Below are 19,464 nucleotides of genomic sequence, written 5' to 3' on the forward strand. Positions count from 1 at the left end.
AATTCGTCGTCGTCAACCTAGTCCAGCTATTGATGTCTCTATTGTTCGCTACCAAGCAGTATTAGAGGATGCTGAACCAAATAATATTCTCGAAGAAATTGTTTGGTATAAAGAAACAGAAGTTGAACAAATGCGGGAAAAATTGCCGTTAAAAGAACTGCAAAAAAAAGCTCTTTCCTTACCTCCTACCCGTGATTTTGTTGCTGCGTTGCGTCAAGGAAAAACTAAACCTGCATTAATCGCAGAAGTAAAAAAAGCATCCCCCAGCAAAGGGGTTTTACGAGCAGATTTTGACCCGGTAGAAATTGCTAAAGCTTATGAAGAAGGTGGTGCAAGTTGTCTTTCTGTTCTCACAGATAAAAAGTTTTTTCAAGGTAGTTTTGATAACTTATCTTTAGTCCGTGCTGCCGTAGATTTACCATTATTATGTAAGGAATTTATTATTTATCCTTATCAAATGTATTTGGCGCGAGTGAATGGCGCAGATGCAGTTCTATTGATAGCGGCAATTCTTAGTGATCAGGATTTACAGTATTTCATTAAAATTGCCAACGCTCTGAAAATGGCGGCTTTGATTGAAGTACATAGTTTAGAAGAACTTGACCGAGTTTTAGCTTTAGATGGTGTTTCTTTAGTTGGTATCAATAATCGCAACCTAGAAGATTTTTCTGTTGACCTCCAAACCACCTGCGAACTACTGAAAGCAAGAGGTAGTCAATTAAAGGAGAAAAATATTTTAGTCGTCAGTGAGTCAGGACTACATACACCAGAGGATTTAAGTATAGTAGAAACAGCCGGAGCATCAGCTGTACTCGTTGGTGAGTCTTTGGTAAAACAACCAGATCCAAAATTGGCAATTAATCAGCTTTTTGGTAAATAAGACTGGGGACTGGGGACTGGTGACTGGGAAAGAAAATTTTAGATTTTAGATTTTAGATTTTAGATTGGAATTGTCAAAAACAATCCAAAATCCAAAATTGTGTTACCAATTACCAATCAAGTGGTTTCTGATCAAAAATAAAGAGGAAAGGTGAAAAGGAAAGCCGAAAGCTGGCCTTTTTGCCTTTAATTTTTAAGTTTATGCCTAGAGCAGATGTGACTCTCTCAGGTACTATAATCTTCTGATGACAGACTGATTGAATTTGTAGATGAATGTCTAAAATTTGCCATCAGAATTAAATCATCCTCAAAGGATTTTGAATCTTATTGGATTTTTGGGATAGAGATAATGGACGATAAGTTAATGTTGATGATTCCTGGACCTACTCCAGTTCCAGAAGCAGCTTTACTAGCTTTGGCTAAACACCCCATTGGACACCGTACCAGTGAATTTAGTAACATGATGGGGGAGGTGACAGAAAACCTGAAATGGCTGCACCAAACCCACAATGATGTACTGATGCTGAATGTTAGCGGTACTGGTGCGGTAGAAGCGGGAATTATTAATTTTCTGTCTCCTGGCGATCGCATTTTGGTGGGTTCTAATGGTAAGTTTGGTGAACGTTGGGTAGAAGTTGGTCAAGCTTTTGGTTTAAATGTGGAAGTTGTCACCGCAGAATGGGGACAACCTTTAGACCCGGCTAAGTTTGGAGAAATTTTACAAGCTGACACCAACAAAGAAATTAAAGCTGTCATTATCACCCACAGCGAAACTTCTACAGGTGTAATCAATGATTTGGCAGCTATCAATAGTCATGTAAAAGCACATAGGGAAGCTTTAATTATTGTTGATGCTGTCACCAGTTTGGGTGCTTACAATGTGGCTGTTGATGCTTTGGGATTGGATGTAGTAGCTTCCGGTTCTCAAAAAGGCTATATGATACCCCCCGGTTTAGGATTTGTGTCTGTAAGTCCTAAAGCTTGGGAAGCTTACAAAACTGCGAAGTTGCCAAAATATTATTTAGATTTAGGTAAATATCGCAAATCTACAGCTAAAAATACAACTCCTTTTACTCCCCCAGTTAACTTAATTGTGGCACTACACACCACCTTGGGGATGATGAAAAAAGAGGGTTTAGAGTCAATTTTTGCCCGTCATGAACGCCAAAAAAATGCGACTCGTGCAGCGATGAAGGCTTTAAATTTACCATTGTTTGCAGCGGATGAATGCGCTAGTCCAGCTATTACCGCTGTATCAGTACCGGGAATGGAAGCGGATAAAATTCGGTCATTGATGAAAAAGCGGTTTGATATTGCTTTAGCTGGTGGTCAAGACCATCTGAGTAATAAAATTTTCCGTATTGGTCACTTAGGATTTGTGAGCGATCGCGATATTCTCAGTTGTATCGCATCATTAGAAATTGTACTGGCAGAAGTTGGCTATGAAAACTTTACCCCTGGTGCTGGTATCGCCGCTGCTGCTAAGGTTTTTGGATAAGGTCAGTGACTGGGGACTGGGGACTGGGTTATCAACTTCCTCCTGCCCTCTGCCCCCTGCCTTCTGACTCCTGCCTCCTGACTCCTGACTTCTAACAATAAAAGGGCAAGTGATTTGATCAACTTGCCCTTTTAATTTGGATGTCAATAATTCAAAATTCTCAGCATCAATTTTTCGATCTATCAAACTTTGCCCAGGGCAGAGTTGACTTGACATACCTTATTTCTCCTGAATTAGCTCAACCGTTTCATATTGAATTTGCATACAGTTAGCCGCCAGAATATTGACCAGAATAGTTACCAGCAATGGATTTTCTAGTATTCCATTGCTTACCTATGCAGTCTCCAACCAATCATAAATTTGTTCTAACTGCTCTAGGGTAATCAACCCATACTGCCACAGGATCATGGTTAAAGAGCCTGTATCCTGCTCCCGATGACGCAAAGCCACAGACAGAGAAGCGGCTGAGATCGCCAAATCTTCTTGGAGAAAATTAATCAAACGAGAATATCTTGATTGTGCCATTTGTATCTCACCTCCTTGAGTAGAGTGTATTATCATATATCCTTTCCTCTTTTCTCAGTGATCTAAAGCCAGTATTTTATGTGTCACTGTGCTATGACTGAATAAATCCTCAAACACTTTCACCATCCAAAATCTAAAATCCAAAATCCAAAATCCAAAATCGTATAACTTTCGTACTGCTTGTTTCCCCCAATCTCAAGTAACAGGAACTATAAGTTAAATTGGCTTGATTCTCTTGAGTTTTTTGTGCTTAATGTAATTACATCTGAAGTATCCAAGATTCCATAGCCTATAGTCCTCTATTGATTACTATTTACACTTATGTCAAAAGAAGGATTTTTCCAGTGAAACTTTGAAGTCGGGTTTTTCATTGGGGAAAAGCTAGATCCGATGTTATGATAACTGCTGCTAAATATTAACCTCTATATTTTACGGAATAGTTTTTTTACCAAAATATCTTCATACAAAATTGACAGATTCCTCATAGGTGACTGGGGACTGGTGACTGGTGACTGGTGACTGGTGACTGGTGACTGGTGACTGGTGACTGGTGACTGGGAAGAATAACTAATGACTAATAACTTGGGTTGAAAAATTCAATTTTTACTTTGTCACCTACCTGTAAACCTAATTCTGTAGCTCGTTTGGATCTCAGTTCAATTACTTGGTCTATTGGTACGTTAGGACCATAGGTGGGACAAGGTTCACTTTTACAGGGGGGTGCAGCGGTCTCAATGTACTTGATTACTCCATACTGAAGAAAGACCATATCTAAAGATACGGGGACATTCAACATCCAAAAACTGACTGGTTGGGCTGAGGGAAATACAAATAACATTCCCCTGTCATCGGGTAAAGCTGGTCTATACATCAACCCCATAGCCTGTTGTTCTGGTGTTTTTGCGACTTCTAGGTTGATTTTTGTGCCGTTGGGAATGGTAGCTTGAGCAGATATTGGCAAATGTTGACCTTTAGGGGTTTGTAATTGGACTTGAGAGGTTGATGTAGTAGTGGGTTCGGCGGTGGTTGGGGGTGAACAGCCAATGAGTAAAACACTCAGGAGTAGATACAATACAGTTTGCCGACGCAACATAAGCAGTTGAAAATTTAAGTTTCTAAATGGACTATTGCTTTTCTCATAAGTTCCCTAACTAGGCTTTGCTGTTCGCGTAGCGTGCCGTTAGGTATAAAAGTCTTTTCGTGGGGCAGGCAAAAGGAAAGGTGAACAATGGCAAAATAAAGAGCTATTCACTTAATAATGTGGTTTTTTTTATTTAGATTTCGATTTTACAGAAATTTCTGCAAAATAGCCCGCTATTGGCAATTATTTTTTTTCAGGAGATTTTTCTGTGATGTGGCCACAAGTTAGATCCCCCCAACCCTTAGAAAGGGGGGTTAATCAGGGGTTTTGCTGACTATTACCGGTTCTATCAACGCTGACTAAGGGAATACCCCAGTCAAATCGAGCGTTAAAGTTTTGACTTACTAATAAACGCAAACCTACACCGACTCATGACAGCGATCGCCAAATCCTGAAATATTGGCGAAAAATTATCAATTTTTATCTATTTAGGTTTTGCTGAATAAATCCGAAAACTTTACAGGTAAAGGGTTTTAGCTATTTTGACTTGTACTGAGCGACTTGTACTGAGCGACTTGTACTGAGCGACTTGTACTGAGCGCAGTCGAAGTAAGTCGAAGTAAGCCGAAGTGCTTTCAAAAAGTGCAAGCTTTTATGAGGTGGCAACTGAAAAACCTTGCACTTAATTCCTACTTAAAGAAAAAATCGTTCCTATCCAACTCTTGAAACTGTCACCTGTCACCTGTCACCTGTCACCTGTCACTGGTCCTTCACAGATAACTTTTTCAGCAAACCCCATTTAGGTTTTGCAAAAATAGTTAGCAATACTGGACCCAATAAATAGTAATGACCTAAACACAAAAGTCCAGCATCAGATCCTAATTTTTCACGTTGTTCTTGATGATAAAATTTAACTGCAACCGGCGAATTTGCCATTAATTGAAAAGGGGATGTATTAGCAGTTATATCAACTAAATAAAAGCTTCCACCGGGAACAAGTACCCTGGCAATTTCACTTAAAACTTGTTCTGGTTGAGGATAATGTAAAAAACTGATAGTGTTAAAAACTGCATCAAATTGACCTTCAGCAAAAGGAAGTGATTCTGCATTACCTTCAATATAAATTAAGCGTGGACGGTGCTGATTACTTTGTCTGGCAACCCGCAACATTTGGGGAGATAAATCTAAACCAGTACCTCGTAAGTCAGGAAATTGACTGGCTAATCTATTTAATAAGCGTCCAGTTCCACAACCTAAATCTAAAACATTGGCATTGGCTGGGATTTCGATGTGGGAAATTAATCTTTTATGGATAGCTTGGTAAATAAAAGAAGGAAATGTCCAATCGTAACTTGATGCCCAACGATCAAATAGTTGTTTTTTATTATTGATAAAATTATTCATAGTTGTATGGGAATAGAAAATAGGTAAGAATTCAGGAGTCAGGAGTCAGGAGTCAGGAGTTAGAATGCTTATGAAATCAGGAATAGAGACAAGTGATATTTTCTGAAAATCATCATAACTTACTGGAAAAGCCTTTATTCTTCTGACTTAGAGTATTTTCTATCCTGAATCATTACGAAAATAGCAATATCTTCTATTGTAATTTGAATTTGCTTTGATTGCAGAAAATCAAATACCCAACTTTTTCCAGAAGTCAGGTATCTTGTTGAATTACGAATTACAAAGTAGCTAAAAGTTCCTTTAATCTTTCATTTCCGTCCCGAAATACAGACCAACCATCTCCGACTAAAACAGCTTGTACTTTGGTTAATGTTGCTAATCTGTGAACAGAAGCAATAGCTTGTTTTCGATTTAACAGCTTGTCATCGGATAAAATAGTTAAAGTATCTGCTGAACGCGATCGCACTAAATCACCGATAATCAAAGTTGTGTCCTCTAGTAGTAAAGCTAGTTCACCGGGAGTTTTTGAACCTTGGAGTTCCATCACTTTCAGTCCTGGGACAAATTCTTCACCATCACTCAACCAGCGATCGCACGCTATTGGGAAATTTTCCTTTTCAGCTATCGGTGCTGCAATTTTCGCATAAGTTTGACTGGCAATTTCCTTAGCTGCTCGCAGATGATCCGAGTTTGTCAGGATAATCCAAACCACACCACCGAGAGATTCCAGATGATGCCAATCATGGTTTGATAAAGCTACTGGATCAATTAATATATTACCCTCTGGACGAATCCAGGCGAAGCCATTGAAATCAATATTTCTTGTCGGGTTAAAACAAGACCAGGTATATAAATCGGTACGGTGCAAAGATTTCATGATGATTCTGACTTGAGAACCTGCGATAGTTTGTGTCAATTAGGTAGCATCAATAATAATCTATAATAATCTATCATTGATACTCACCTAATTGCGAAAATTTTGCAATTTCTCTTGTCACAACCACCAGGAATGGAACTTGATCATCTCCAGGCTGGAAACCCAGAGATTGTCAAGCTGCGAAAAACTAAACGGGACGATAAACGCGATAGTTGATGCTGGGGAAAATATTATCCATTAATTCCACTTTTTCCAACCAACCGCTATCAACTTTACCGACTTTTACATCTTCATAGAGTTTATTAAATCTCATTAAGTGCGATCGCGTTCTTCTCACCGCATAGGGAACCATAGTTCCCGTCCGCATAATAAACGCCCAGTCAGAAGATTGCGCTAACAACAACTCCCGCGCTGCTTGGTTTAAAGCTTTCCATTGCAACTCATCCTCTGGTTCTAACTGGGAAATTTCAATCATCCGTTCCGCAGCTTTATGTAAATGCGGGTAAATCCAAGCATTAGTGTCATTTAACCAATATTCATGGAAACCCTTATAACCCCAACTGGACTGAGAAGGACGACAGACTTGTTGATTCTGGTTAGCTCGTAAATAATCAGCTAAATGGGTCATTTCATAAGTTCCCTGATCGTACCATGACTTACGGAACAGGTAATCAATAAACCAAGGACCCTCATACCACCAATGACCGAACAACTCCGCATCATAAGGAGAAACAATAATCGGAGGCCGTCCCATGATCCCGTGTAAATGTTCCGCTTGTCTTTCCCGATTATACATAAAGTTAGCAGCGTGTTCTGCGGATTTTTCCCTTGCCCAATAAGGATCATACAAAGCCTTATCAGAAAGACCTAAGCCACGTCCGGTAATCTTATGATATTTAATTCCCGTATTTTTACGCTTGCCATTGGGCATGATATAGGGTTTGATGTACCCATATTCTGCTTCCCAACCCAAATCTTTATAAAATTCCCGATATTCAGCAGCACCGGGATAACCGACTTCCGAAGACCATACTTGTTGAGAAGATTCATGGTCACGCCCAAAAGCAGCAACACCTGTTTCTGTAAAAATTGGCGCGTAAGTACCAAAGCGGGGACGGGGACGGGCGTATAAAATACCATGTCCATCGGTGAGGAAATAACGCAAACCAGCATCCGCCAGCATTCGTTCCAAACCTTCATAGTAAGCACATTCAGGCAACCAAATACCTCTAGGCGCTTGACCAAAAGTTTCTGCGTAATGTTCACAAGCCACCTGAAGTTGCGCCCATACAGCTTGGGGATACATCTTCATTAAGGGTAAATACCCATGAGTAGCACCGCAAGTTATGATTTCTAGGTTGTTTGTATCTTGGTATTGTTTGAAAGCTGTTACTAAATCACCCTGATATTTTTCCCAAACCTGACGAGCTTCATTAAATTCAGTGGCGTAATGTTCAGCCAAATAACGCATATGTCCATTGTGGATATTGCGTTCTGCTTCCAATTCTATTAGTTCTTCTAACTTGGCTAAATGTTCATTATAGCGTTCTTGTAACAGAGGATCACGGAGCATGGAAACCAGAGGCGGTGTCATACTCATCGTGATTTTAAAGTCGATGCCGTCTCGCTTTAAGCCTTCAAATACTTTCAATAAAGGAATGTAGGTTTCTGTAATAGCCTCATAAAGCCATTCCTCTTCCAGCACATAGTCACTTTCCGGGTGACGAACGAAGGGTAAATGTGCATGAAGTACAAGTGCGACGTAACCTATAGACATAATAGTTTTGGGGTGGGTTGTAAATTGAAGGTCGAGAGTTTGGCAGAAATTAACAATATTTTAAGATGATATCGGGATCGTGAAGGAAGTTTTATTAGTCAAGCCCCACATCTGAGATTTGAGCAAAGAATATCTACCCGCAGATAGTTGTCATCAAGCAATCCCAAGTATTTTTCCTGAGTTATGTGTTGGCGATCATGTGATTATCATACAATAAATTATTTGGCAAGTATCTAGAACACTGAAAAAAATAGAATTTTTGTAAGTTAAAACAGTTTCTATTAATTTAATAAATACATAAACTTTTCACAAACTATAAGCAACAACTAAATGTTACTCTTTATTAAGAACATTAATTAAATCTAAAAATTTACTTCCAAATCACCACAAAAGATGAGAAAAATTAACGTTTAGTTACATTTTCGGTGAAAGTATGAGTAAATTTGCTACCCAGCCGACTGGTTGGCAAGATGCAAATGTTAAATCTGAAACATCGGTTTATCTGATTGATGTTGTTGAAGCTTTTGCAAAAAAAAGACCTGTTCAAATAAATTCAATTTCTACAAGAGCAGAACTTTTTGATCTTCCATATTGACCAAATTACAAAAATCAGAAAAAGGCCAGTTGAAATGACTCCACAAAGCATATTACCAACCCCAGAAATTGCAGATAACTTATTAGTAGATACAGAAAAAATCGAAAATTCCCTAGCGACTGACACCATCAGATTCACACATGGGGAAAAGTACCTCACATCCCAGTGGTATACGGGGTCTGGGGAAATAGCACACAAAAAAGATGGTCGTTCCTTTGAAGTTGCTGCTACATTCACATTAACAGCAGAAGTCAAAGTAGTAGAAGGAGTTTTTCAACCAGGAAACGAGATTTTAGCTAACATATATAATAGTCGTGGTCGTTGTGTAGCAGTGATAGACCAGACAGTTAACGAGTTGTATGGTGAGCAAGTTAGAAAATATTTTGATGCTCATGAAATACCATTAGAAATGATGGTATGTCGTGCATGGGAAGCAGACAAAACCCCGGAAACAGTACACAAAATATTAGGGTTTTTAGGAAAAGACGGTTGCGATGTTTCCCGCAACGAACCTGTATTAATTATAGGTGGTGGTGTGTTAAGCGATGTTGCGGGTTTAGCTTGTGCCTTACAACATCGTCGGACACCTTATATCATGGTGGGAACAACAGTAGTAGCAGCTATTGACGCAGGTCCTTCACCCCGCACTTGTACCAACGGTAAACAGTTCAAAAATAGTATTGGTGCATATCATCCCCCCGTACTAACCTTAGTAGATCGGAGTTTTTTCCGCACCTTAGCAACTGGACATATTCGGAATGGGATGGCAGAAATTATTAAAATGGCCATTACCGATGATGCGGTTTTATTTGAGTTGTTGGAAAAATACGGACCCCGGTTGATAGAGACACATTTTGCGACTGTAGACGCAGATGAAGAGTTAGCAGAAATAGCAGACGAGATTATTTACCGTGCATTGTTCTCCTATATGAAACATGAGGGAACAAATATGTTTGAAACATATCAGGATCGTCCCCATGCTTATGGACATACATGGAGTCCCCGGTTTGAACCAGCGGTGAAGATGATGCACGGACACGCAGTAACAACTGGAATGGCCTTTGGTGCGACATTAGCGGTAGAGATGAACTGGTTAAAACCAGAAGAACGCGATCGCATTATTACACTATGTCAGTCCTTGGGTTTAACAGTGTATCATCCCATTTTGGAAGACATGGAGATCATGATCGAAGGTCAGAAAAATATGCGTCGGAAGCGGGGAGATGGTGGACTTTGGGCCCCTGTTCCCAGAGGTGGAATAGGTGCGTGTGACTATATTCAAGAAGTTGAACCAGAATTATTGGAAGCAGCAGTCAAAGCGCATAAAGCTGTTTGTAGTAATTTAGCAAATCACGGTGCTGGTGTGGAAATGTATTTGCAAGATTTGGGTTTGGAATAAAAAAGTCTAAAATCTAAAATCCAAAATTGTCTGATGGGTTTTCGTTGGTAGCATAACTTTTTTTGATTTCACGCAGAGACGCAGAGAACGCAGAGAAAGGAGAAGGTTAATTTTTTAATTTTTGCTCTCGTTTTTTGAGTTGTCTGTTATCTGTGTGATGAATTTTTCAAGTCTAGAATCTAAAATCCAAAATCTAAAATCTAAAATCTAATGACTGAAACTCTAACAAAAATCAACAAACCTAGACCTGTTACCCCTTTAGGTATTTTGGTTGAGGAACTGGAAAGAACATTAAAGATAGCGAAGCAGGAAAATGTTTCTGCGGAACTTGCGAACTCTTTAAAAAAGGTGTATGAGTTAGCAGCAGGAATAGATCCATATTTGGAAGAGAATACTACACAAGAATCACCAGAATTATCAGCATTAGCGAAAAAAACTGCTGCTGAAGATTGGAGTAAAAGATTTGATGATGGTGAAACAGTCCGTCAGTTAGAACAGGAAATGTTATCTGGACATATTGAAGGACAAACTTTAAAAATGTTTGTGTCCATGACTAAAGCAAAACGCATTTTAGAGATAGGAATGTTTACGGGATATTCTGCTTTAGCAATGGCAGAAGCATTACCGGCAGATGGTGATATAATTGCTTGTGAAGTGGATGAATATGTCTCAGAATTTGCGAAGGAATGTTTTGAAAATTCAGAACATGGTAAAAAAATTAAAGTGGTAACTGCACCTGCAATAGAAACCTTAAAGAAATTAATTGCAGATGGAGAAACCTTTGATTTAGTTTTCATAGATGCTGATAAACCAGGATATGTAGATTATTTCAACCTGTTAATAGAAACCAACCTATTAGCAAAGGATGGATTTATATGTGTAGATAACACATTATTACAAGGACAACCTTATTTACCCAAAGAAAAAAGAACAGCAAACGGAGAAGCGATAGCGAAATTTAATCAAACAGTCACCCAAGATCCCAGAGTGGAACAAGTCATATTACCATTAAGAGACGGTTTAACAATCATCAAAAGAAAATAGAAAATTGAATATTCAAATCCCCGACTTCTCAAAAAAACAATCATAAAATAAGACAACCAAACAAACAAGTCGGGGTTCTTATCCCCAACAGAAAAACCCTCTCAAACCTCTTACCTTTGCGTCCTTTGCGTCCTTCGTGGTTCAATAAAAAAAGACAAAAACACCAAACAGAAAAACCCTCTCAAACCTCTGTGTCTCTGCGGTTCAATAAAAAAACATGAAAAAAATAAAATCTATCTTGCAAAACATAGGAACATTAATATTACTACTCCTAATGTTCCCGATCAACCTCACCCTAGTAATTACCGCATTTCTTACCAACCTGATCACCTTACCATTTCCGAAAAAAATCACCTATGAAAACTCCAAAAACATCCTATTAACAGGTGGTAAAATGACCAAATCATTACAACTTGCAAGGTCATTTCATCGCGCAGGCCACAAAGTATTCATGGTAGAAACCCATAAATATTGGTTATCAGGACATCAATATTCCAAAGCAGTCAAAAAATTCCTCACAGTACCCGCACCCGAAAAAGATCCAGAAGGATATTGTCAAAGTTTATTAGACATAGTAAAACGAGAAAAAATAGATGTATTTATTCCCGTTTCCAGTCCCGTTGCGAGTTATTATGACTCCTTAGCAAAACCAATATTATCACCTTATTGTGAAGTATTTCATTTCGATACAGAAATGACAAAAACACTAGATGATAAATTTAGTTTATGTGAACAAGCGCGGGTTTTAGGTTTAACCGCACCCAAAGTATTTTTAATAACTTCCCCAGGGGAAATTATCAACTTTGATTTTTCCCAAGAACAAAATCCATACATTATAAAAAGTATTCAATATGATTCTGTGACTCGTTTAGATATGACGAAATTTCCCTTTGAAGGAATGAAAGAGTATGTGAAAAAATTACCCATTAGTAAAGAAAGACCTTGGGTAATGCAGGAATTTATCAAAGGTCAAGAATATTGTACTCATAGTACAGTCAGAGATGGAGAAATTCGTTTACATTGCTGTTCTAAATCTTCCCCATTTCAAGTAAATTATGAACAGGTTGATAACCCAGAAATATTCCAATGGGTACAAAAATTTGTCAAAGAATTAAATTTAACTGGACAAATTTCTTTTGATTTTATGCAAACAGAAGACGGAAAAGTTTACCCGATAGAATGTAACCCCCGCACCCATACTGCAATTACAATGTTTTATGACCATCCAGGGTTAGCGGATGCGTATTTAGAACCTGGGAAAAATCAACCTCATATAGAACCTTTACCCACAAGTAAACCAACTTATTGGTTATATCATGAATTGTGGAGAATCACAGGAATTAGGTCTTTTAATGATTTAACAAACTGGTTAAATAAAGTGATTAAAGGTAAGGATGCAATGTTAGATAAAGATGATCCTTTACCATTTTTAATGGTGCATCATTGGCAAATTGTGTTGTTATTGCTGCAAAATATGGTAAAATTAAAAGGATGGGTAAGAATAGATTTCAATATTGGGAAATTGGTTGAAATTGGTGGAGATTAAAAAAGTTGTAATTTGTAATTTCAAAACTTCGGAAATTTGGAACTTCTCAAAAATCATGTCAAAACTCAATCTTCTCTACCTTACAGGGTCCCCAGAAAGTGATTTTTTCTGTAATTTATCACGACTGTATGCTCAAGACTCAATAAATGCGATCGCAAATAACCCAAACTATGATATTCACATTGCATATATTACACCGGATGGTAACTGGAAATTTCCCCATTCTTTGAGTTTTGAAGATATTGCAGACAGTCAACCCATATCCTTACCGGATGCGATCGCATGGATAATGACAAAAAACATTGATGTAGTTGTACCGCAGATGTTTTGTATACCGGGAATGACCCATTACCGCGCTTTATGTGATGTGTTAAAAATTCGCTATATAGGTAATACCCCGGAAGTAATGGCCATAACCGCGAATAAAGCGAAAGCTAAAACCATTGTAGCAGCAGCGGGGGTAAAAGTTCCTCATGGTGAAGTTTTGCGTCCTGGAGACATTCCCACCATCACACCCAAAGCAGTAGTAAAACCTGCAATTTCAGATAACTCTTTAGGAGTGAGTTTAGTAAAAGACATTAAAGAATACGAAACCGCATTAAAAGAAGCATTCAAATATGCAGAACAAGTGATAGTAGAAGAATATATAGAATTAGGTCGAGAAGTGAGATGTGGGATAATCGAAAAACAAGGAGAATTAATAGGTTTACCCCTAGAAGAATATTTAGTAGACTCCAAAAATAAACCCGTGAGAGACTACGCTGATAAACTGAAATTAGGGGATGATGGTAACTTAAATTTAACAGCCAAAGATAATATTAAAGCTTGGATTGTAGATACACAAGACCCCATCACCCAAAAAGTACAAGCAGCAGCAAAAAAATGTCATCAAGCATTAGGATGTCGTCATTATAGCTTATTTGATTTTCGCATAGATCCGAATGGAGAACCTTACTTTTTAGAAGCTGGGTTATATTGTTCCTATTCACCGAAAAGCGTAATTCCTTGTATGTCCAAAAATGCGGGAATTTCTCTAGATGAGTTATTAGAAATAGCAATAAAAGAAACCTTAAAATGAGGAGTCAGGAGTCAGGAGTCAGAAGAAAGAATAAAAAAGAAGTAAAGAAAAAAGAAAAACCCTAAAAAACCTCTTACCTTAGCGTCCTTTGCGTTCTTCGTGGTTCAATAAAAAAAGAAACAAACACCACACAGAAAAACCCTCTTAAACTTCTTACCTACTCCTCACTTTCTAAATCTAAATCTTGTAAACTTTGCACCTGAACCCGACGAGAAACCCGACGGTATTTCTTACTTTCCAACTTAGGTTCATACTTACTTTCACCCTTACCCTTAGCTTTCACCTTCAAAGTAGACTCAGGATCAGCTTGTTCTTTAAGATAAGTTTGATAAGCGATCGCATCACTTAAAAATTCCAAATAATGCTCATATCTTTCCCAGTCACTACCCACAATACAACCCGGTTCATCTCGATGTAAACAATCAGTAAAACGACAACTTCCACCTTCTAAACGTCTTCTCGCTTCAGGAAAATAGTAGATTAAATCTTCAGGAAGACAACTTAAATCAGGTTGATTAAAACCAGGAGTATCAGCTAACAAACCACCATCAGGAAGTTCAAATAATTCCACATGACGGGTAGTATGACGACCACGCGCTAACTTACCAGAAACCTCACCCACACGCAAATTAGCATCAGGAATTAACATATTAATTAAACTGGATTTTCCCACACCCGAAGGACCAGCAATCACAGTAATTTTATGATTTAAATAATTAGAAACTTCATTAATATTAATTTGATTTTGCACACTAATAAAAATTGATTGATAACCCCAACTTTCGAGGCGATCGCTAATTTCCTGTTGTTCGTCTTCTGTAATTAAATCACATTTATTTAGGCATAATAAAACATCTACCCCTGTAGATTCAGCCTTAATTAAAAACCTGCTTAACTGAAAAGGTTCTAAGGGAGGATCAGCAACCGCAAAAACCAAAAGAATTTGATTCACATTAGCGATCGCCGGTCGATCCAACTCACTGTTTCTTGGTAGAACATCAGCGATCGCACCCCTTCCCCCGGTCCAGTCAGGCTCTTCAATAACCACGCGATCGCCAACCATCACCTGTTGACCGATTTTTTTCAACCGAGTCCTGCGGGTACAGAGGAGACTGGAGACTGGGGACTGGGGACTGGTGACTGGGTTATTAATGTTTCCCTGCCTCCTGCCTTCTGCCTTCTGACTCCTGACTCCTGACTCCTGTACGGGCGAAGCATTCGGGCGACCAATTATCAATTTTTGTTCAAGGCTATTTTCCGAATGCTTCGCCCCTACGACTCCTTGATCTAACTGCACCCGATAAAAATTAGCCTGTACAGCTAACACCGTACCCAATAACTCCCCTGTAGTAGAAACACTATCTTCCATCATGCAGCAGTTACCGGACGACGTACAAGCAAAGAAAAATAACCAGAACAGTCAGTAATTTTTTCCACCTGATAACCAGCCATAGTTAAACTATCAGGAACTTGTTCAATAGGTTCACCCCCATCTAACCAGACTTCCAACAAACTGCCATCTGGCATTTGTTCCAGACGTAACTTAGTCCGGACAAAATTAATTGGACAAGGAGTACCACGCAAGTCCAACTGAGCATCAGGAGTTAACAGAGAAGATAGACTCATGACTTAAACAGATTTTCAAAAAATCCCCCACCTTTACCAGTTCTATCACCCTTAATTTTAGCTAGTTTTTCCAGCAGTTCCCTTTCCTCTGGGGTGATCTTCGTAGGAATATCAATTAACACCGTCAGCAAATGGTCGCCCCGACTCACAGGATTTCCCAAACGAGGTACACCACGACTTTCCAGTCTCATCACCGTATTTGGCTGAGTTCCTGAGGGAATAATCAACTCTACCGGACCATCAACAGTATTCACCTCCAAACGGCAACCTAAAATTGCTTGCAAGTAGCTGAGTTTGATTTCTGAAAGAACATTAATTCCATCACGCTGAAATTCTTCATCCTCATTCACAAATAAGTAAACATACAAATCTCCCGCCGGTCCACCTCGTTGGCCAGCATCACCTTCTTGGGAGATCCGTAACCGTGTACCATTATCTACCCCAGCGGGAATAGTAATTTTTAGCTTTTTCGTGACCTGATTTGCGCCTTTACCATCACAAGCATCACATTTATCTTCCACTACTGACCCAGTACCATTACAGGTGGGACAGGTAGAAACTTGGGTAAAGCTGCCAAAAGGAGTTCTAGTCACACGTCGCACCTGGCCAGAACCGCTACAAGTGCTACAAGTCCGGGGACGAGTTCCTGGTTTAGCACCAGAACCACTACAAACTTCACAAGTTTCTAGATGAGAAATGCGGATTTCCTTTTCACCACCAAATACCGCTTCCCGAAAATCTAACTTCAGGTCTAGACGTAAATCATCACCCCGTACAGGACCACTACGCCGTCTTTGCTGTGTAGGTCCACCCATTCCTCCAGCAAAACCGCTGAAAATGCTTTCAAAGATATCGGCAAAACCGCCCATATCCCCCATATCTTGGAAGCCAGCACCAGCAGCACCAGAAACGCCAGCTTCACCAAAACGGTTGTAACGCTCGCGGGTTTCTGGCTCAGACAGCACTTCATAAGCGCGGTTTATTTCCTTGAATCGTTCTTCCGCACCCGGTTCTTTGTTCACATCAGGGTGATACTTCCGGGCTTGGCGGCGATAAGCCTGTTTAATTTCTTCTTTGTCGGCATCACGAGAGACACCTAGAATTTCATAATAGTCGCGGGCCATAGAGCAAGGGTAAAAGTTAGAACTAATAAAGCAGAAATACCTAAAAGACTAAGGTAAAGGAGATAGAGACAACACTTAATTTTTGTTTATGAATTTATTTTACCTTTTACCTTTAACAAACATTAACAGTAAATCTTGATTAGCAGATACATTCATTGTGGTTAACGACAAAAGCAATGGCATGATGAGTCAATTTAGCTCGATCATCCTGACATTGCCTGAGCCGATCTCTTTTACAATTGTGCTACTTAGAACGACAAAAATAAGCCCATCAAATAGAGGGACTAACCGTACCTTATGGTGTGGAAATCCACCATATACTTTTAGTTTCATATTTAGTATGAGATCATCTACTTCACACTTAGCAGGAGTTAGCAGTCAGCAGTCAGGGAGAGAGGTTAATAACCCATTACCAATTACCAATTACCAATTACCAATTGCCCATTACCTAATCTATCGCTTCATAATCAGATATAGCCGTATTATCCTCATCAAAATCAAAATTGAATTGTGGTATTGACGTTGCTGTTGTGGAACTTTCTTCTACCAAAGTTAAGGAAATATCACTCAGGTCTTCTTCCTCCTCGTTTCCTCCCTCTGACGATGGGCTATTGACCGGGCTACTAACTCGTTTGTAAACATCTGCACCGATCGCAAACAGAGTTTGTTGAAATTCCTCTAATATTGACTTAAAAACAGATAGGGAAACATTAGGGTCATTTACATTTATTCAGCAAGCCCTACATAAAGCCATAGCATATATCTGCTACTAATGATAACGCCTAGTCTTTGATTAAACCCGCTTGCGGAAGGGCTGATTAACTTCAGTAAAGAGTCAACAGCCCTATCCTGTTTGAGAACAGTAATTTTTACCGCAGAATTGAGAATTTTTCAGTCAGTAGGACGAGTGAATACAGCTTAACTGTTTTCTTGACTAGACTCATCTTCCTGTTCTGTAGGTGTATCTTCCTGGGGCGCAGCAACTTTCACCATTGCATGGCGCAACACGCGATCGCCCAAAAAATATCCCCGTACTAATTCTTCTAAAACTGTTCCTTCGGGATGTTCATTGGTCGGTTCTCGCATCACGGCTTCATGCAGGTTAGGATCAAATTCTTGACCTTCAGGACGCATTGGTGACACACCTAATCGTTTCAGACAATCTACTAATTGTTTATACACTCCTTGATAACTTTTGTGAATTGTCATCTCGCCATCATTTTGTGGTTTGAGGTGCGCCCGCGCCCGTTCAAAGTTATCAACTACAGGTAACAATTCCATAATTGTGTTTCTCTTCACCTGTGTTTCCATATCTTCTTTTTCTTTAGAGACGCGTTTGCGATAATTCTCAAAATCTGCGGCGATTCGCATATATTGAGTGCTACGTTCTTCAACTTGCATTTTCAAAAACTCAATTTGTTGAGTCAATTGTGTTAAAGCCGCCGTATCGACTTCTGTTGTTTCTGCCGCAGCGACACCATTTTCTTCTGTGAAAGCAGGTTCTCCCGATACATTGGTTTGCTCTGGGGTTTGCTCAGTCACATCGCTGCCAGATTCATGAGAGTTAATTTCGGCTGGTGAGTCGCTGTTCATTGCTTGGTTTACCTCTATTGGTTCGCCCAATTGCTGGCTTGTATTGTTTACTTGTTTATTTTCATCCATCATTATCTACTCATCCCAGATGCTTTTGAAGGCTTTGCTGGAAGCAATTGTAGATTTTTGATTCAACCTACGTGCAGCATTTAAACTGTACAATTCAAACATTATTCATGAAATCTAACAATACAGTTGATTTCACCATTTTATAAGAAAGTTGAGTGAACCAAAACCACTGAGGTAAAGTATCTGAGCGTGGTGGTCAGTGAGCATCACCACAACGGCGCAGCACCGCTCTTACCACCAGAACAGAGTTTTCGCCTTTCGGCAACAAGCTAGTACAATCCGGCTATGTCAACAGTGAACAGATGAGACAGGCTCTGGCTGAAAGCCGCAAATCTGGCAAAATGCTGACAGATGTATTAGAGTCAATTACTGGGCAACAACTAGCACTACCGGAAAGATGGGGTACTACGTGAATCTGAAGCTATCCGACCCATGCCCAAGCACATTGTGCCGGCGGTGACGGCTCGATTTAAAATTATCTCTAATTTAGATATTGCAGAAAGGCGTTTACCTCAAGACGGACGTATCCGCAGGGTTTTTGATGGTAGAAAAGTAGACTTTCGGGTTAATACCTTACCTAGTCGCTATGGTGAAAAAATCTGTCTGCGGATTTTGGATAACTCATCTACCCAGTTGGGTTTAGATAAGTTAATTACTGATCCAGAGACTTTGCATATAGTCCAGGATATGGTCAGCAAGCCTTTTGGTTTGATTCTGGTGACTGGTCCTACAGGTTCAGGTAAAACTACTACCCTGGCGGCTATGATTGACTTGATCAACCGCACTAGAGCCGAACATATTTTAACAGTTCAAGACCCGGTTGAATTTGTTTATGAACCAATAAAAAGCTTAGTCCACCAACGTCAATTAGGTGAAGATACCAAGAGTTTTGCTAATGCTTTAAAAGCAGCTTTACGGGAAGATCCAGATATTATTCTGGTGGGTGAAATGCGGGACTTGGAAACTATTTCTTTGGCGATTTCGGCCGCAGAAACAGGTCACTTGGTATTTGGTACACTACACACCAGTTCTGCTGCTCAAACTGTTGACCGGATTATTGACGTTTTTCCATCAGAAAGACAAACACAGGTGCGGGTACAATTATCTAACTCCTTAGTGGCAGTTTTGAGCCAAACTTTAGTACCTAAGAAAAATCCTAAACCTGGTGAATATGGACGGGTAATGGCTCAAGAAATTATATTAGGACTTACGCATTGACAGGATCAACCAAATATGAGGTATGGGTTTCGGGCATTTTAACGTGATTTTTTAATTATTTTTGGGCGATCGCTATTGATCGGAAGTTAATCGCCAAAAGCCTGAAACGACGGATTTTCGTTCATGCACAT

General features: G+C 39.4%; 16 protein-coding genes and 1 pseudogene. 8 read left to right on the top strand and 9 right to left on the bottom strand.

Going from position 1 to position 19,464, the window contains the following annotated elements; all coding sequences use genetic code 11:
- The first annotated feature begins 1 nt into the window (after window position 1).
- A complete protein-coding gene (gene trpC, locus FFR48_RS14685) occupies window positions 2–880 on the top strand; it encodes an indole-3-glycerol phosphate synthase TrpC (protein WP_236104073.1) in 879 nt (292 codons plus the stop codon).
- Between the two features lie 348 nt (window positions 881–1,228).
- On the top strand, window positions 1,229–2,377 hold the full coding sequence (locus FFR48_RS14690; protein ID WP_137667874.1) for a pyridoxal-phosphate-dependent aminotransferase family protein: 1,149 nt from the start codon (window positions 1,229–1,231) through the stop codon (window positions 2,375–2,377).
- A 333-nt stretch (window positions 2,378–2,710) separates the two neighbouring features.
- Here the strand turns inward: FFR48_RS14690 and FFR48_RS14695 are convergent, their stop codons facing one another.
- The 5 genes from FFR48_RS14695 to FFR48_RS14715 all read right to left on the bottom strand — a co-directional run bounded on the left by FFR48_RS14695 (window position 2,711) and on the right by FFR48_RS14715 (window position 8,041).
- A complete protein-coding gene (locus FFR48_RS14695) occupies window positions 2,711–2,938 on the bottom strand; it encodes a DUF2949 domain-containing protein (protein ID WP_096566475.1) in 228 nt (75 codons plus the stop codon).
- A gap of 538 nt (window positions 2,939–3,476) precedes the next feature.
- Window positions 3,477–3,995: a DUF192 domain-containing protein gene (locus FFR48_RS14700; RefSeq protein WP_137667875.1), complete on the bottom strand. Its 519-nt coding sequence runs from the start codon at window positions 3,993–3,995 to the stop codon at window positions 3,477–3,479.
- Between the two features lie 747 nt (window positions 3,996–4,742).
- Window positions 4,743–5,387 (bottom strand): class I SAM-dependent methyltransferase, encoded by a 645-nt coding sequence (locus tag FFR48_RS14705; protein WP_137667876.1) that lies wholly within the window; start codon window positions 5,385–5,387, stop codon window positions 4,743–4,745.
- Window positions 5,388–5,664: 277 nt separating this feature from the next.
- A complete protein-coding gene (locus FFR48_RS14710; protein WP_096566481.1) occupies window positions 5,665–6,264 on the bottom strand; it encodes an MBL fold metallo-hydrolase in 600 nt (199 codons plus the stop codon).
- A gap of 187 nt (window positions 6,265–6,451) precedes the next feature.
- Window positions 6,452–8,041 (bottom strand): glycoside hydrolase family 57 protein, encoded by a 1,590-nt coding sequence (locus FFR48_RS14715; RefSeq protein ID WP_137667877.1) that lies wholly within the window; start codon window positions 8,039–8,041, stop codon window positions 6,452–6,454.
- A gap of 433 nt (window positions 8,042–8,474) precedes the next feature.
- Between FFR48_RS14715 and FFR48_RS14720 the strand changes: the two genes are divergently transcribed.
- From FFR48_RS14720 to FFR48_RS14740, 5 genes are all read left to right on the top strand, one after another.
- A complete protein-coding gene (locus FFR48_RS14720) occupies window positions 8,475–8,636 on the top strand; it encodes a hypothetical protein (protein ID WP_162501887.1) in 162 nt (53 codons plus the stop codon).
- A gap of 34 nt (window positions 8,637–8,670) precedes the next feature.
- On the top strand, window positions 8,671–10,035 hold the full coding sequence (locus tag FFR48_RS14725; protein WP_199301733.1) for a sedoheptulose 7-phosphate cyclase: 1,365 nt from the start codon (window positions 8,671–8,673) through the stop codon (window positions 10,033–10,035).
- A 210-nt stretch (window positions 10,036–10,245) separates the two neighbouring features.
- Entirely contained in the window at window positions 10,246–11,079 is an 834-nt protein-coding gene (locus FFR48_RS14730) for an O-methyltransferase (RefSeq protein ID WP_096566485.1), read from the top strand.
- 217 nt (window positions 11,080–11,296) lie between these two features.
- The gene (locus FFR48_RS14735; protein WP_137667878.1) at window positions 11,297–12,625 is read left to right on the top strand and encodes an ATP-grasp domain-containing protein; all 1,329 of its coding nucleotides are present in this window, start codon (window positions 11,297–11,299) and stop codon (window positions 12,623–12,625) included.
- Between the two features lie 55 nt (window positions 12,626–12,680).
- Window positions 12,681–13,703, top strand: a complete 1,023-nt coding sequence (locus FFR48_RS14740; RefSeq protein ID WP_137667879.1) for a D-alanine--D-alanine ligase family protein — start codon at window positions 12,681–12,683, stop codon at window positions 13,701–13,703.
- A 157-nt stretch (window positions 13,704–13,860) separates the two neighbouring features.
- Here the strand turns inward: FFR48_RS14740 and rsgA are convergent, their stop codons facing one another.
- From rsgA to grpE, 4 genes are all read right to left on the bottom strand, one after another.
- A complete protein-coding gene (gene rsgA, locus FFR48_RS14745) occupies window positions 13,861–15,075 on the bottom strand; it encodes a small ribosomal subunit biogenesis GTPase RsgA (protein ID WP_137667880.1) in 1,215 nt (404 codons plus the stop codon).
- Window positions 15,072–15,329 (bottom strand): sulfurtransferase TusA family protein, encoded by a 258-nt coding sequence (locus FFR48_RS14750; protein ID WP_096566493.1) that lies wholly within the window; start codon window positions 15,327–15,329, stop codon window positions 15,072–15,074. The genes rsgA and FFR48_RS14750 overlap by 4 nt, the downstream gene beginning before the upstream one ends.
- Complete coding sequence (dnaJ, locus tag FFR48_RS14755; protein WP_137667881.1) at window positions 15,326–16,453, bottom strand: molecular chaperone DnaJ; 1,128 nt, start codon at window positions 16,451–16,453, stop codon at window positions 15,326–15,328. Before dnaJ ends, FFR48_RS14750 begins: the two co-directional genes overlap by 4 nt.
- 918 nt (window positions 16,454–17,371) lie before the next feature.
- A complete protein-coding gene (gene grpE, locus FFR48_RS14760; RefSeq protein WP_137667883.1) occupies window positions 17,372–18,118 on the bottom strand; it encodes a nucleotide exchange factor GrpE in 747 nt (248 codons plus the stop codon).
- Between the two features lie 338 nt (window positions 18,119–18,456).
- On the opposite strand from grpE, the pseudogene FFR48_RS14765 reads away from it, so the two are divergent.
- A pseudogene (locus tag FFR48_RS14765) lies at window positions 18,457–19,318 on the top strand (type IV pilus twitching motility protein PilT); the annotation flags it as partial.
- Between the last annotated feature and the right edge of the window lie 146 nt (window positions 19,319–19,464).

The organism is Sphaerospermopsis reniformis (assembly GCF_005402885.1).
Classification (GTDB): domain Bacteria; phylum Cyanobacteriota; class Cyanobacteriia; order Cyanobacteriales; family Nostocaceae; genus Sphaerospermopsis; species Sphaerospermopsis kisseleviana.

Bases quoted from the DNA above. Each gene is read 5' to 3' on its own strand.
- grpE (WP_137667883.1), bottom strand. From the start codon at position 18,118: ATGATGGATGAAAATAAACAAGTAAACAATACAAGCCAGCAATTGGGC.
- FFR48_RS14700 (WP_137667875.1), bottom strand. From the start codon at position 3,995: ATGTTGCGTCGGCAAACTGTATTGTATCTACTCCTGAGTGTTTTACTC.
- FFR48_RS14725 (WP_199301733.1), top strand. From the start codon at position 8,671: ATGACTCCACAAAGCATATTACCAACCCCAGAAATTGCAGATAACTTA.
- FFR48_RS14715 (WP_137667877.1), bottom strand. From the start codon at position 8,041: ATGTCTATAGGTTACGTCGCACTTGTACTTCATGCACATTTACCCTTC.
- dnaJ (WP_137667881.1), bottom strand. From the start codon at position 16,453: ATGGCCCGCGACTATTATGAAATTCTAGGTGTCTCTCGTGATGCCGAC.
- FFR48_RS14730 (WP_096566485.1), top strand. From the start codon at position 10,246: ATGACTGAAACTCTAACAAAAATCAACAAACCTAGACCTGTTACCCCT.
- FFR48_RS14735 (WP_137667878.1), top strand. From the start codon at position 11,297: ATGAAAAAAATAAAATCTATCTTGCAAAACATAGGAACATTAATATTA.
- FFR48_RS14750 (WP_096566493.1), bottom strand. From the start codon at position 15,329: ATGAGTCTATCTTCTCTGTTAACTCCTGATGCTCAGTTGGACTTGCGT.
- FFR48_RS14710 (WP_096566481.1), bottom strand. From the start codon at position 6,264: ATGAAATCTTTGCACCGTACCGATTTATATACCTGGTCTTGTTTTAAC.
- FFR48_RS14720 (WP_162501887.1), top strand. From the start codon at position 8,475: ATGAGTAAATTTGCTACCCAGCCGACTGGTTGGCAAGATGCAAATGTT.
- FFR48_RS14695 (WP_096566475.1), bottom strand. From the start codon at position 2,938: ATGATAATACACTCTACTCAAGGAGGTGAGATACAAATGGCACAATCA.
- FFR48_RS14740 (WP_137667879.1), top strand. From the start codon at position 12,681: ATGTCAAAACTCAATCTTCTCTACCTTACAGGGTCCCCAGAAAGTGAT.
- FFR48_RS14705 (WP_137667876.1), bottom strand. From the start codon at position 5,387: ATGAATAATTTTATCAATAATAAAAAACAACTATTTGATCGTTGGGCA.
- rsgA (WP_137667880.1), bottom strand. From the start codon at position 15,075: ATGATGGAAGATAGTGTTTCTACTACAGGGGAGTTATTGGGTACGGTG.
- FFR48_RS14690 (WP_137667874.1), top strand. From the start codon at position 1,229: ATGGACGATAAGTTAATGTTGATGATTCCTGGACCTACTCCAGTTCCA.